Annotated in this window: 9 protein-coding genes; 7 read left to right on the top strand and 2 right to left on the bottom strand. The window is 73.4% G+C overall.

What is annotated here, in order from left to right:
* Positions 1-32: 32 nt before the first annotated feature.
* On the top strand, positions 33-620 hold the full coding sequence (gene thpR, locus ACFRQN_RS13520; protein WP_380740355.1) for an RNA 2',3'-cyclic phosphodiesterase: 588 nt from the start codon (positions 33-35) through the stop codon (positions 618-620).
* A gap of 340 nt (positions 621-960) precedes the next feature.
* Here thpR and serC read toward each other — a convergent pair whose 3' ends face one another.
* Positions 961-2,088, bottom strand: a complete 1,128-nt coding sequence (gene serC / locus ACFRQN_RS13515; protein ID WP_049656082.1) for a phosphoserine transaminase — start codon at positions 2,086-2,088, stop codon at positions 961-963.
* Positions 2,089-2,263: 175 nt separating this feature from the next.
* A complete protein-coding gene (locus tag ACFRQN_RS13510) occupies positions 2,264-3,364 on the bottom strand; it encodes a citrate synthase 2 (RefSeq protein ID WP_049656080.1) in 1,101 nt (366 codons plus the stop codon).
* A gap of 438 nt (positions 3,365-3,802) precedes the next feature.
* Between ACFRQN_RS13510 and pdxH the strand changes: the two genes are divergently transcribed.
* The 6 genes from pdxH to ACFRQN_RS13480 all read left to right on the top strand — a co-directional run bounded on the left by pdxH (position 3,803) and on the right by ACFRQN_RS13480 (position 13,767).
* Entirely contained in the window at positions 3,803-4,435 is a 633-nt protein-coding gene (gene pdxH / locus ACFRQN_RS13505; protein WP_049656088.1) for a pyridoxamine 5'-phosphate oxidase, read from the top strand.
* 128 nt (positions 4,436-4,563) lie between these two features.
* Complete coding sequence (locus ACFRQN_RS13500) at positions 4,564-5,925, top strand: TIR-like protein FxsC (protein ID WP_380740353.1); 1,362 nt, start codon at positions 4,564-4,566, stop codon at positions 5,923-5,925.
* Entirely contained in the window at positions 5,925-9,818 is a 3,894-nt protein-coding gene (gene fxsT, locus ACFRQN_RS13495; RefSeq protein WP_380740351.1) for an FxSxx-COOH system tetratricopeptide repeat protein, read from the top strand. Before ACFRQN_RS13500 ends, fxsT begins: the two co-directional genes overlap by 1 nt.
* Positions 9,819-10,209: 391 nt before the next feature.
* The gene (locus ACFRQN_RS13490; RefSeq protein ID WP_049660424.1) at positions 10,210-10,395 is read left to right on the top strand and encodes a hypothetical protein; all 186 of its coding nucleotides are present in this window, start codon (positions 10,210-10,212) and stop codon (positions 10,393-10,395) included.
* A 70-nt stretch (positions 10,396-10,465) separates the two neighbouring features.
* On the top strand, positions 10,466-12,892 hold the full coding sequence (locus ACFRQN_RS13485) for an FxsB family cyclophane-forming radical SAM/SPASM peptide maturase (RefSeq protein ID WP_380740349.1): 2,427 nt from the start codon (positions 10,466-10,468) through the stop codon (positions 12,890-12,892).
* A gap of 161 nt (positions 12,893-13,053) precedes the next feature.
* Complete coding sequence (locus ACFRQN_RS13480) at positions 13,054-13,767, top strand: aminoglycoside N(3)-acetyltransferase (protein ID WP_241853148.1); 714 nt, start codon at positions 13,054-13,056, stop codon at positions 13,765-13,767.
* The last annotated feature ends 139 nt before the right edge of the window (positions 13,768-13,906 follow it).

The following is a 13,906-nucleotide window of genomic DNA, read 5'->3' as shown; positions in this document are numbered from 1 at the left end:
CCCCAGACGGCCGGTCGCGGGAAGATTGATCCATGAGGTTGTTCGTGGCGGTGCTGCCGACGACCGAGGCGCTGCAGGGGCTCGCGGACGCGGTCGCGCCGCTGCGGGAGCTGCCGGGGGCGGAGCGGCTGCGCTGGACCGGCGCCGAGGGCCGGCACCTGACCCTGGCCTTCCTGGGCGAGGTGGCCGCCGAGCGGCTGCCGGAGCTGGCGGCGGGCCTGGCCGCCGTCGCCGAGGTCAACCCGGTGCACCGGCTGCGGATCGCGGGCGCGGGGCGGTTCGGCGACCGGGTGCTCTGGGCCGGGGTCGAGGGCCAGGCCTGGGCGCTGCGCCGGCTGGCCGAGGCCGTCACGGGGGCCACCGCCGAGGTCACCGGGGCGACCGACGACTTCGCCTTCCACCCGCACCTCACCCTCGCCCGGGCGGGCTCCTCGCGCGGGCACCGGCGGGCCGTGCAGCGGGTCGCGGCGGCCGAGCTGGACGGCCTGGTGGCGGCGCTGGCCGACTACCGGGGGCCGGAGTGGGAGGCCGCCGAGCTGCACCTGGTGCGCAGCGACCAGGGCGGCGGCTCCGCGCGCTACGTGTCGCTGCGCACCTGGGCGCTGGCCGACTGGGGCTGAGGGCTGAGGGCTGAGGGCTGAGCGCTGAGCGCCGCGGGGCGGGCCGTGGGGGGCGGTGGGGCAGGGGCCCGGCGGAGTCCGGGGTGAGCCGGAGGTACGCTCGTTGACCGTGGATCCCAAGACTCGTATGCGCATCGTCTCCGGCACCCTGGTGCTGATGCTGGTCGTCGTGCTGATCAGCTCGCTGGTCGGCCGCTGAGGCCTGCCTGAGGCCCGTCCGGGGCCTGCCTGAGCCTGCCTGAGGCCCGCCCGGGCACAGACACGCCCCAGGACCCCGGGAACGGCGAGAGGGCCACCGCCCGTCGGCGGTGGCCCTCGGCCGTGTCCTCGGGGGACCGGGTCAGACCTGTGCGAGCTGCTCGACCACGTAGTCGACGCAGTGGGTGAGCGCCTCGACGTCCGCCGGGTCGATCGCCGGGAACATCGCGATGCGCAGCTGGTTGCGGCCCAGCTTGCGGTACGGCTCGGTGTCCACGATGCCGTTGGCACGCAGTGCCTTGGCGACCGCGGCGGCGTCCACCGACTCGTCGAAGTCGATGGTGCCGACCACCTGGGAGCGCTCGGCCGGGTTCGCCACGAAGGGGGTCGCGAACGGGGACTTCTCGGCCCAGGAGTACAGCCGGGACGAGGAGTCGGCGGTGCGGGCGACCGCCCAGTCCAGCCCGCCGTTGCCGTTCAGCCACTCCAGCTGGTCGGCCAGCAGGAAGAGGGTGGAGAGCGACGGGGTGTTGTACGTCTGGTCCTTCGACGAGTTGTCGATGGCCGTCGGCAGCGAGAAGAACGGCGGGATGTAGCGGCCGGAGGCGGCGATCTCGGCGGCGCGCTCCAGGGCGGCCGGGGAGAAGGTGGCCAGCCACAGGCCGCCCTCGGAGGCGAAGGACTTCTGCGGGGCGAAGTAGTAGACGTCCGTCTCGGTGATGTCCACCGGCAGGCCGCCGGCGCCCGAGGTGGCGTCCACCAGGACCAGCGAGCCCTCGTCGGCGCCGGCCGGGCGCGCGATCGGCATCGCGACGCCGGTCGAGGTCTCGTTGTGGGTGAGCCCGTAGACGTCCACGCCGGCCTCGGCGACCGGCAGCGGGTGGGTGCCCGGGGCGGTCTTGATCACGGTCGGCTCGCCGAGCCACGGCGCGGCCTTGACCGAGGAGGCGAACTTCGAGGAGAACTCGCCGAAGTCCAGGTGCTGGGACTTCTCCCGCACCAGGCCGAAGGCGGCGATGTCCCAGAAGGCGGTGGAGCCGCCGTTGCCGAGGACGACCTGGTAGCCGTCCGGCAGCGAGAACAGGCTGCTCACGCCCTCGCGCACGCGCTTGACCACGTTCTTGACCGGGGCCTGGCGGTGCGAGGTGCCGAGCAGGGAGGTCTGGGTGGCGGCGAGGGCACTCAGGGCCTCGGGGCGCACCTTGGACGGTCCGCAGCCGAAACGGCCGTCTGCGGGCTTGATGTCAGCGGGGATCTGGATCTGAGCCACGCGCGCAGCCTACCGGCCGGGGGCCCGGCGGGGTACGGCCGTCCGCCCGCTGAGACCGCGGTCACGGCTGCTCGGGGAGCCGCTCGGAAACGTGCGGCAGCGGGCCCGGCCGGAGCCGGACCCGCTGCTCAGGGGCACTGACCGGACGCTCGTCCGGTATTCGCCGACCGGGGGGTCAGCGGGCGATGGCGTCCCAGCCCTCGATCTCCTCGGGGCGGCGCGGGCCGGGGCCGATGTAGCGCGCGGAGGGGCGCACGAGCCGGCCCGTGCGCTTCTGCTCCAGGATGTGCGCCGACCAGCCGGCCGTCCGGGCGCAGGTGAACATCGAGGTGAACATGTGCGCCGGGACCTCGGCGAAGTCCAGCATGATGGCGGCCCAGAACTCGACGTTGGTGGCCAGCACGCGGTCGGGGCGGCGGTTGTGCAGCTCCTCCAGCGCGGCCTTCTCCAGCGCCTCGGCGACCTCGAAGCGCGGCGCGCCGAGCTCCTTGGCGGTGCGGCGCAGCACCCGGGCGCGCGGGTCCTCGGCGCGGTAGACGCGGTGGCCGAAGCCCATCAGGCGCTCGCCCTTGTCCAGGGCGTTCTTGACCCAGGCGGTGGCGTCGCCGGTGCGCTCGATCTCCTCGATCATGCCGAGCACGCGGGACGGCGCGCCGCCGTGCAGCGGGCCGGACATCGCGCCGACCGCGCCGGAGAGCGCGGCCGCGACGTCGGCGCCGGTGGAGGCGATGACCCGGGCGGTGAAGGTGGAGGCGTTCATGCCGTGCTCGGCGGCGGAGGTCCAGTAGGCGTCGACGGCCTTGACGTGCTTCGGGTCGGGCTCGCCGCGCCAGCGGATCATGAACCGCTCGACGACCGTCTCGGCCTTGTCGATCTCGCTCTGCGGGACCATCGGCAGGCCCTGGCCGCGGGCCGACTGGGCGACGTAGGAGAGTGCCATCACGGCGGCCCGGGCGAGGTCGTCGCGGGCCTGCTCGGCGTCGATGTCCAGCAGCGGCTTGAGGCCCCAGACCGGGGCGAGCATGGCGAGCGCCGACTGCACGTCGACCCGGATGTCGCCGGAGTGCACCGGGATCGGGAACGGCTCCGCGGCCGGCAGGCCGGGGTTGAACTTGCCGTCCACCAGCAGGCCCCAGACGTGGCCGAAGGAGACGCTGCCCACCAGGTCGTCGATGTCGACACCGCGGTACCGCAGGGCGCCGCCCTCACGGTCGGGTTCGGCGATCTCGCTCTCGAACGCGACGACTCCCTCAAGCCCGGGTACGAAATCGGACATGCGACGGCTCCCTCAGTTCTGTGATCGGCGCTCCGCCGTGGTGGGGCGGCGCGCCAGTGACCGAATGGTGTTTGGCACTCGGTGCCAGGGTGACAGGCACGGGGTGCATTGCGCCATACACCACCATGGTGATGTTTCCCGTCGACCCGTTTGACTTTCCCCGTCGGAGGGGCCGGCCGGGCCCGTGGCGCTCCCGGAACCCCTGGAATCGCCAGAACCAAACGTCCGGTTCCGGACAATTCCCCGCAGGGCGGGCGGCCGAGCGGTGGAGGGTCACCTGATCTCCCACCGGGGTTTGTCCGGAGGTAGCGGTGCCCGCTGCTTGTCGTACGGGATGATGTTGGCGTGCAGACCCCGGATCGCGCCCAGTCGACGCCCCCGAGCCCCGCCAACCGGACCCTGGCCGACGAGGCCCGCCCCGGCCCGGACCTCACCGTGATGCGCAAGCACTACAGCCACGAGGGCCTGGTCGAGGAGCAGCTCGCGCCCGAGCCGATCGGCCAGTTCACCCGCTGGTTCCACGACGCCGACGACGCCGGGGTGGTGGAACCCAACGCGATGGTGCTCTCCACCGCCGACGCCGAGGGGCGGCCCAGCTCGCGCACCGTCCTGCTCAAGGGCTACGACCTGCGCGGCTTCGTGTTCTTCACCAACTACGGCTCCCGCAAGGGCTCCGAGCTGGCCGCCAACCCGCATGCCGGGCTGCTGTTCCCGTGGATCGCGCTGGCCCGCCAGGTGATCGTCCAGGGCCGGGTGGAGAAGGTCGGCCGGGACGAGACCGCCGCCTACTTCCGCACCCGCCCGCACGGCTCCCAGCTGGGCGCCTGGGCCAGCGAGCAGTCCAGCCCGGTCGGCGGCCGGGAGGTCCTCGAACAGCGGTACGCCGAGCTGGAGCGCCGCTACCCGGAGGGCGAGGGCGTGCCTGTTCCGCCGTTCTGGGGCGGGTACCGGGTGGTCCCGCGGAGCGTCGAGTTCTGGCAGGGCCGGGAGAACCGGCTGCACGACCGGCTCCGCTACGTCGCCGACCCGTCCAGCCCGACGGGGTGGCGGGTGGAGCGGCTCTGCCCGTGATCCGTTCGGCCCACAGGCTCCGCGCGGCGCCCGCGCGGAGCTGATGGGGGCCGAACGGCCCCGCATCCCCCCAACTCGCCGGTACCGTGGGCGGGTCGGCAGGCCAGGGTGATGTGGTCGGGGGCGCGATGGAACCGTTGTTCTTCTTCAGCTACGCCCGCCGGGACCAGCTGGCCGGCAGTACGTTCGTGGACCAGTTCTTCAGCGACCTCAAGGACGAGCTGGCCCGACTCGAACCCGCCGTCGGCCCGGCCGGGCTCGGCTACCGGGACACCGAGCGGCTGCGGGTGGGCGACGACTGGGAACGGCAACTGTCCGACAACGTCGCCTCGTGCCGGACCCTGGTGGCGCTGTACTCCCCGGCGTACTTCGCGAGTCCGTACTGCGGCAAGGAGTGGACGGCCTTCGACGAAAGGATGTGCCGCCACCAGGAGTTGACCGGTCGCTCGGTGCCGGCGCTGATCCCGGTGCTCTGGGAGCCGCTGCCGGAGGGCCTGCCGTCCCGTGTGCTGCGGATCCAGTACGTCCAGCGCGACATGGGCGAGGCCTACGCGGCCGGTGGACTGCGGTCCCTGCTGCGGGCAGACCCGTACGGGCCGGAGTACCTGCGGATCGTCAGGAAGATCGCCGAGCGCGTGCGGGAGGCCGCTGGGCAGTTCCTCGGCGAGCTGCCGAAGCTCGAACTCGGCGCGGTCCAGGGCTGTTTCCCGCTCTCCGGTGAGCAGCCGTCCCCCGTCCGGCCGGGGATGGTCCGTTTGTTCGTGGCGGCCGGACGGGCGCGGGAAAGCGGCGGATCGTCACCGGACGGGACGGAGTCGGCGGCCCGGGTGCCCGGGGGCGGGTGGTACGGATCGCAGCCCTGGGACTGGGCGCCGTACCACCCGCCGAGTGTCCCCTCGCTGGTGGTCGGGGCCCAACGGGCGATCACCCGGGCCGGTCATATCACCACACTGGACGAGATCGGCCCGGGCCTCGCGGTCGACCTGGACCGGGCCCGGGAGAACAATCAGGTCAGTGTGTTGCTCGTGGATCCGTGGGCGGCCAGGCAGGAGCCGTACCGGGAGGCGCTGCGCGAGTTCGACGACCAGAACCATCCGGTCACCGGGGTCCTGGTGCCGACCGGCACCGGCGATCCGCCGGACGGGCCGGCCCGCGACCAGCTCTGGGGCGGGGTGCGCGCGGTGTTCCCGCGCAACTGGCTGCACCGCTCGGGGCCGGAACCACTCTTCCGGGTGAGAGTTACCCGGGAGCGTTTCGAGAGCGAGTTATTGCGCACCGTGACCGTTGCGCAGAACCGGTTGTTGGACGAGGTGGACGAGGGCGAGGACGGTGATCCGGAGGCCATCCGGGCCTCGTTCGGACTCGGCCCGGTGGCGCGGGCGCTCCCCAGGCTGGCGATCCCGGCCCGGCCGGCACCACGGGCGCATCCGGGCCCCGTTACCGCCACGCCGCCTGACGACGAGGCGCCGAGCCGAGGGGACTCAGCGTGATGCCGGCCGACCGGACCCCGCCGACAGCCGACGATGCCGCCGCTCCGTCGGCGACCGGCTCGATCGTGACCTTCTACTCCTTCAAGGGCGGCACCGGCCGGACCATGGCCTTGGCCAACCTGGGCTGGATCATGGCGAGTCAGGGACTGCGGGTCCTGGTGGTGGACTGGGACCTCGAAGCCCCGGGCCTGCATCGCTACTACCACCCGTTGCTGATTGATCCCGAGCTCTCCGGCACACCCGGCCTGATCGACCTGTTGCGCGGCTACGTCGATCAGGCCCTGCCCCGCGCGGGTGAAGCGCCGGGGCTCGGACCGCGGGAGTGGCTCGCCGAGCCCGGACACCTGGACAGGTACCTCTGCGGCCTCGCCCTCGATCTGCCTGCCGGAGGCCGCCTCGACCTGATGCCTGCCGGACGGCAGGACAGCGCCTACTCGGCGGCCGTCACCAGCTTCAACTGGCGCAGCTTCTACACCCGGAACGACATCCGAGGGGCGGAGTTCCTGACGGCCCTGCGTGAGCAGTGGACGAGCTCGTACGACTACGTACTGATCGACAGTCGGACCGGGGTCAGCGACACCTCCGGCATCTGCACCGTGCTGATGCCCGACACCGTGATCGACTGCTTCACCATGAGCGCCCAGAGCATCCGCGGCGGCGTCGACGCGGCCCACTCCATCGCCGACTCGGACGTGCGGGACATTCGGGTGTTCCCGGTGCCGATGCGGGTGGAGGAGGCCGAGCGGTCGGGCCTCGCCGCCGGACGGGACTTCGTCCGGGAGGCGTTCGCCCCCTACCTGGAACGCTGGCTCTCCGGCGAGCGGGCGGAGACGTACTGGCGCGATGTGGAGGTGCCCTACAAGCCCTTCTACGCCTACGAGGAGGTGCCGGCGACCGTCGCCGACCGGCCCCGCCAACATCGCAGCCTGCTCAGCGCGTACGAGAGGCTGGCCGCCTGGCTCACCGACGGGCGGGTGCGCGAGCTGAGACCCGTCCCGGACCGGGTCCGGCGCCGGCTCTACGCGGCCTACCTGCGGCCCGGGCGGACCAGGTCCCGTCAGGTGTACGTGAGTTACGCACCGGGGGACCGTATGTGGGCCGAGTGGGCCGTTGCGGCGCTGACCGGGTTCGGCTACGTGGCCACGCTGCACAGCGCTGCGACCCCGACGGAGCCGTCCGGCGCCCTGCCGGAGGTCGACGGGCCCTTGGACGGGGACGGGCGGATGCTGGCACTGCTGTCGCCGGAGTACTTGGCACTGCCACGGGCGGGAGAGCTGTGGCGCCGCTCCGGAGAGGGGGAGGAGGGCGCGCTGGCGGCCGTGTCCGTGGCAGCCGTACCGCTCCCGGATCCCTTCGACAGCCGGGCGGTGGTCGAACTGGCCTCCTGCCAGGCCGAATCGGCGGAGTCCCGGTTGTTCGAACTGCTCGGGCCGCCGCCCGGCGCAGGCCGTTGGGTCGAGGCCGAGGAGTCGGCCGCGCCGTCGGTCCGTTTCCCTGGCAGTCGGCCGGTGGTGTGCTCGCTTCCTCAGCGTGACCCCGCTTTCACCGGTCGCGCCGTGTTGCTTGACCGGTTGCGTGACGGATTCACCGGGAGGCCCGCCGGCACACCCGTCCAGGTGCTGTACGGGATGGGCGGGGTCGGCAAGTCGCAGACCGCGGTCGAGTACGCGCATCGCTTCGCTGCGGGGTACGACGTCGTCTGGTGGGTCCGGGCCGAGCAGCCCGCCGACATCCCGCAGCAGCTCGCCGACCTCGCCGAGGTGCTCGGACTGCCTGTGGACGGGGACGTTCAGCAGGCGGCCCGGGGCCTGCTGGACCACCTCGCCCACGCGCGTCCGCACGCGCGGTGGCTGCTGGTCTACGACAACGCCGAGGATCCGGACCAGCTGACGTCCTGGCTGCCCGCCGGTACGACGGACGGACACGTGCTGGTGACCTCCCGGAACCGGCGCTGGGCCCGGCATCCGGGCCGTGTCGAGGTCGAGGTGTTCGACCGGGTGGAGAGCGTGCGACTGGTGGGGCGCTTCAACCCCGCGATCGACCCCCTGGACGCCGGCCGGATCGCCGAGCGGCTCGGCGACCTGCCGCTCGCTGTCGGCCAGGCGGCGCGGTGGCTCCAGGAGACGCCGATGCCGGTCGCCTCCTACCTGCAACTGCTGGACGAGGAACTCACCGAGGTACTGGACCGACCGATCCCCGGTGGCGGCCAGGCCGCTGTCGCCGCCACGGCACGGATCGTCGGTACCGATCTGCGCCGGGTCAGTCCTCCGGCTGTGCGGCTGCTGGAACTCTGCGGCTTCCTCGGGCCGGACGCGATTCCGATCGAGCTGTTCTACAGCGGGCCGGCCATCAAGGCGATCGGCCCCCCGCAGGGGGAGGACGAGCGTCTGGCGATCGGGGACATCCTGCGGATCGTCGACCAGTACGGGATGGTCCGCTACGACGCGAGGGGCGGCGGGACACTCGGGGTGCACCGGATCGTCCAGGCCGTGCTGCGCGACCAGGTGGACCCGGCGGACCGGCCGTCCGTCCGTGCCGCCGTGCACCGTGCGTTGGCACTGGTCGGGGCCGGCGACCCGGACCAGGCCGCGGACTGGCTGCGGTTCGCCATGCTGCTGCCGCACCTGGGCCCGTCCGGAGCGGTGGAGAGCGCCGACCCGGACGTGCGGCAATGGATCCGCGGGTCCGTTCGCTACCTGTGGCAGCGAGGGCTGCTGGAGGCCGCGCGGGACCTCGCGACGCGGGCGCTGGAACACTGGGACGAGGCGGGCCTGCCGACGTTGTTCCTGCGGGTCGAGCTGGCCAATGTGCGGCGGCTCCAGGGCGCCGCACAGGACGCGTACCGGATCGACCGGGCAGTGTGGGAGCAACTGACGGCCCTGCTCGGCCCGGAACACCTGAAGACCATCGCGGCCGCCGGCGGTCTGGGTGGTGACCTTCGCCAACTCGGCCGCTACCGCGAGGCGCAGGAGCTCGACCGCCGGACGCTCGCGGCTGCCGAGCGATCCCTCGGGCCGGCGCACCCGCGCACCACGATGATGATCAACAATCTGGCGCTCTCCGACTTCCTGGCCGGGGACCTCCACGGTGCGTTGGCTCGGCACGCCGAGGCGTTGCGCCGCCAGCGTGCGGTGCTCGGCGGGGACAGCCTGTACACCCTTTCCTCCGTCGTCAACCATGCCCGCGACCTGCGGGAACTCGGTCGGTACGAAGAGGCGCTGACCCTGCTCACGGATGCGGTCGAGCGCTACCGGGCCCGCTACGGCGAGGATCACGACGGCACGCTCAAGGCCCTCCGCCACCTTGGTGCGGTCCTGCTGCGGCTCGGACGGTACGAAGAGGCGCGGGCCGCTGACGAGGAGGCGCACCGGCGGCTACTGGTCCGCCACGGGGCGGACCATCCGGAGACCGCGGCTGCCGCCGGACACCTGGCCGCCGACCTCGCGGCATCGGGCGAGACGGACCGGGCCATCGCGTTGGCGCGGGAGGTGTCCGGCTATCACCGTGCACGCCTCGGGGATGAGCACCCCACGACGCTGCTCGCCGCCGGAAACCTGGCGGTGCTGTTGCGGCGGAGCGGTCGTGCGGAGGAGGCCGCGGAACTCTCCGGACGGGCGCTTGAGGGGCTTCGGGCGCAGTTGGGCGGTCGGCACCGGTACGTCGGGGTGACGATGCTGAACCACGCCAACTCGCTGGTGGATGCGGGCGATCCGGCCACGGCGCGAGAGTTGGGCGAACGGGCTGCAGCAGTGCTGGCGGAGTCGCTGGGGTCGGACCACCCCTACAGTCGGGCGGCAGTCAGGAATCTGACACTAAATCAGGAGATCGGTGGTGTCGGTGCTCCAGGTGCGGCCGAACGAGTGGACATCTTCGTCGAAACGCCGCCGGTGTGACCCGGTCGCCCAGGGTTGAGCAGCTGGTGCGGGCCGTCCGGGCGCTCGGCGGGCCGGGGGAATGAATCCGGCTTGCCGGATGCTTGGCCCGGCGGGGCGATTGTTCCGGTGCTTCCCGGGGCACTCCCGGGGTGTGACCAGGGGCTGGTCCGTGTGGTTGTTCGGGTACGGGCCACGGCGACGCGCTTCGGCGCGCGCCACGGCGAAGTGCGCGACCGCTGAACGGGTGAATTCTGGGGGCCCAAAGCGCTGTCGTACGACGTCGGCAGCCCGGGGAGCCCAACGTGAGTCCGCAAGGTGCCGCGCGGAGTCTTCGCGGGCACTACATTGGTCGCAACCGGGTGGGCTTACCCACCCTCGGCAGGTCCTAACCGCGCCTAAGGAAACGAATATGACTCCGGTAACCAGCACCAGGCCGGCCGGCAAGCTCACTGACCCTCAGGAGACGCCGGAACGCCCCTCGCTCGCCGACCTCGCCGCACTCGGGGCGGAAGAGCTCGCCTCCCGGCTCCAGCGCGCGCTCCCCGGCGCGGACTCCGGCCTCGTGCCGGTCGCAGCCTTCAACTCCTCGATCTGACCCGGCCCGGAACTCCCGGCGGAGCCCAGGCCGAGCAGACCGAGCCGATCGAAGCGAACCGGACAGTTCCATGACGACGTCGATTCCGCTGCCGTTGACACAGTTCGTGGTCAAGATGCACAGCAGGTGCGATCTGGCCTGCGACCACTGCTACGTCTACGAACACGCCGACAGCAGCTGGCGGTCCCGGCCGAAGGTCATCGCGGACGGGATCCTGGCCAAGGCCGCCGAGCGCATCGGCGAGCACGCGGCCGCCCACCGGCTGCCCGCCGTCCGGGTCGTCCTGCACGGGGGAGAACCCCTGCTCGCCGGCCCGGACTGCTTGCGCCGCGCTGCCGAGGCGCTCCGGGCGGCACTCCCGCCCGGCTGCGCCCTCGACCTGCGCATCCACACCAACGGCGTGCTGCTGAACCGGGACTTCTGCGCGCTGTTCGCGGAGCAGGAGATCAAGGTCGGCATCTCGCTGGACGGCGACAAGGCCGCCAACGACCGCCACCGGCGGTTCGCCGACGGACGCAGCAGCCACCCGCAGGTGCTGCGGGCCGTCGCGCTGCTGAACGAACCCGGATACCGGCATCTGTTCGCCGGGCTGCTGTGCACGATGGACGTCCGGAACGACCCGGTGGCCGTGTACCGGGCGCTGGCCGAACTCCGGCCGCCCGCCGTGGACTTCCTGCTCCCGCACGCCACCTGGGACGAGCCGCCCGGGCGCCCCGCCGAGCTGGGTGCCACCCCGTACGCCGACTGGCTGCTGACCGTCCACAAGCTGTGGGACGCGGACGGGCGGCCGTTCGCCGTACGGACCTTCGAGTCCGTGCACCGGACCCTGCGGGGGTTCTCCAGCCTCACCGAGTCGCTCGGACTGGAGCCCTCCGACCTGGCCGTCCTGGAGACGGACGGGACCTTCGAGCAGGCCGACAGCCTGAAGACCGCGTACGACGGCGCGCCCGCCACCGGGATGAACGTTTTCGCGCACAGCCTCGACGACCTCGCCCGCCACCCCGGCATCGCCGCCCGGCAGTCCGGCCTGGCCGGACTGAGCGAGGCCTGCCGCGCCTGCTCCGTGGTCCGCTCCTGCGGTGGCGGGCTGTACGCCCACCGCTATCGGAGCGACGATGGGGGAGGCAGCTTCGACCATCCCTCCGTCTACTGCGGTGATCTCATGACGTTCATCAAGGGCATTGCGGGGAGCGGGAGTTCCGGCGACGGTGTGCCCGCGCAGCCGGCCGGGGTGCCCGGTGCGCCCGGTGCGCCGTCGCCGGAGGCCGAACCGCTGCTGCCCGGTGCGCTCGCCCCGTCGCAACTCGACGAACTCGCGCACGGATACGGGAGCGCGGAGACCGTCGCCGCGCTCGGCCGCTCCCAACTCGCCCTCACCCGGGCGATGCTGGCCGCCGCCTGGGACGCCTCCGGACAGGGGCGGGCCGAAGCGTGGACCCTGCTGGCCGAGCTCGACACGGCGGCCCCCGCCGCCGTGGACGCCGTCCTCGGCCACCCGTACGCCCGCACCTGGGCGGCCCGCCGCCTCGCCGGGGACCTCCAGGCCGGACTCGGCCCGCTGGCCGCGCTCGCCGCGGCGGCCGCCGTGCGGGCCGGCCGGGGCGACGCGGTGGCCGTGCCCGTACGCGGCGGGTGGCTGCACCTGCCGACGCTCGGCCGGATCGCCGTACCCGACGGCGAGGCCGTGGTCACCGGGCGGGCGGGCGGCCTCGCGGTCCGGGCGTCCGACGGCACGGTACGCACCGAACTGGACGAACCGCTGCGGCGGGTCCGGCTGGCCGGCGGCTGGACGGTCGCCCTGGAGGACGCCGACCCGCTGCGCGACTGCCACGACCACCCCGTCGCGGACCACCTCTCCGAGAGCGAACTGCTCGACTGGACGGGCGCGTTGCGCGAAGCCTGGGAGCTGCTCGGGCGCGACCTGCCCGGGTGCGCGGAAGGCATCCGGGCCGGCCTGACGACGGTCACCCCGTTGCGGCCGGGCCCGACCGGCCGGGACGTCAGCTCGGCGGCCCGGCAGGCGTACGGCGCCGTCGGCATCGCCCGGCCCGCCACCGCGCCGACCCTCGCCCTGCTGCTCGCGCACGAGTTCCAGCACGTCAAACTCGGCGCGGTGCTGGACCTGACCGACCTGTACGACCGCGCCGACCCCACCCTGTACTTCGCCCCCTGGCGGCCCGACCCCCGGCCGCTCGAAGGGCTGCTCCAGGGCACGTACGCCCACCTGGCCGTCACCGAGTACTGGGGCACCCGCACCCTCGCATACGACGGACTGCCGGGCACGGCCGCCGACCGGGCGCGGGAGCAGTTCGCGCTCTGGCGGCGGTACACCGCCGAGGCCGTGGAGCGGCTGGCGACCTCCGGAGCCCTGACCGGGACCGGCTTGCGCTTCGCCGACGGCATGCGTGCCACCGTGGCACCCTGGCTCGACCTGTCGCTGCCCGCCGCCGCCGAGCAGGCGGCCGACCGGGTACGGCGGGAACGGGCCGGGGTCTGACCTCCCACCCGCGCCGCCCCGGGACCTCCCCCGCCCGGGGCCCTCACCCCCCGGGAGACGCCATCCTCACCGAACCCCGCGCCGGCGGCGGCGTCGCCGTCGCCTCCCCCGTCCACCCCCTCGTCCGCGACCTCGCCGACCTCGGGGTCCGTCCCGGCACGGTGCTGCACGTCCAGGCATCGCTGCGCTCCCTCGGACCGGTGCCCGGCGGGGCGGCCGGGGTGGTCGAGGCCCTGCTCGACGCCCTGGGCCCCGACGGCACCCTCGTCGCCTACACCGCCACGCCCGAGAACTCCGCCACCTCCCGCATCCACCAGTCCGCCACCGCCGGTCTCTCCCCGGCGGAGGTGGCCGACTACCAGGCCCGGATGCCCCGCTTCGACCCGGCCACCACCCCGGCCTCGCCCTCCATGGGGGCGCTGTCGGAAGCCGTCCGCTCCTGGCCGGGCGCCCTGCGCAGCCGGCACCCGCAGACCTCCTGGGCCGCCGTGGGCCGGCTCGCCCACGAGGTCACCGCCCACCACCCGCTCACCTCCCACCTCGGCCCGGAGTCGCCGCTCGGACGGCTCTACGACCTGGACGCCCGGGTGCTGATGCTCGGCGTCCCGATGGACCGCTTCACCGCCTTCCACCTCGCCGACCTGCGCATGCCCGACGTGACCGTCCGCGAGTACCGCTGCGTCGGCGTGGACGGCTGGACCACCTTCCGGGCCCCCGACCTGGACGACCTCCACTTCGGCCGCCTCGGCGCCGAGGTCCTGCGCACCGCCCGCGGCGTCACCACGGCCCGCATCGGCACCGCCGACTGCCGGCTGGTGCCGGTGCGGGAGGCCGTCGACCTGGCCGAGGCCGTCCTGCGGCGCGGCCGCGCCTGAACCCCGCTCCTCGTTCCTACCGCTGACAAGAGACCCCGCTGTTTCCCACCCCCCGCCCCCACACCCACCCCTCCGCCCCACCCCGCCCCCGCGTGTGCGTGAGAAGTCGGCCCGGCCGACTTCTGTCGCACACAATGAC

The organism is Kitasatospora sp. NPDC056800 (genome assembly GCF_042789775.1).
GTDB lineage: Bacteria > Actinomycetota > Actinomycetes > Streptomycetales > Streptomycetaceae > Kitasatospora.
Note: the sequence above shows the minus strand (reverse complement) of the source record. Positions and strands in the feature narration are given on the sequence as shown.

Excerpts from the sequence above, each read along its gene's own strand:
- thpR (WP_380740355.1), top strand. The coding sequence starts at position 33 with ATGAGGTTGTTCGTGGCGGTGCTGCCGACGACCGAGGCGCTGCAGGGG.
- ACFRQN_RS13510 (WP_049656080.1), bottom strand. The coding sequence starts at position 3,364 with ATGTCCGATTTCGTACCCGGGCTTGAGGGAGTCGTCGCGTTCGAGAGC.
- pdxH (WP_049656088.1), top strand. The coding sequence starts at position 3,803 with ATGCGCAAGCACTACAGCCACGAGGGCCTGGTCGAGGAGCAGCTCGCG.
- ACFRQN_RS13500 (WP_380740353.1), top strand. The coding sequence starts at position 4,564 with ATGGAACCGTTGTTCTTCTTCAGCTACGCCCGCCGGGACCAGCTGGCC.
- fxsT (WP_380740351.1), top strand. The coding sequence starts at position 5,925 with ATGCCGGCCGACCGGACCCCGCCGACAGCCGACGATGCCGCCGCTCCG.
- ACFRQN_RS13490 (WP_049660424.1), top strand. The coding sequence starts at position 10,210 with ATGACTCCGGTAACCAGCACCAGGCCGGCCGGCAAGCTCACTGACCCT.
- ACFRQN_RS13485 (WP_380740349.1), top strand. The coding sequence starts at position 10,466 with ATGACGACGTCGATTCCGCTGCCGTTGACACAGTTCGTGGTCAAGATG.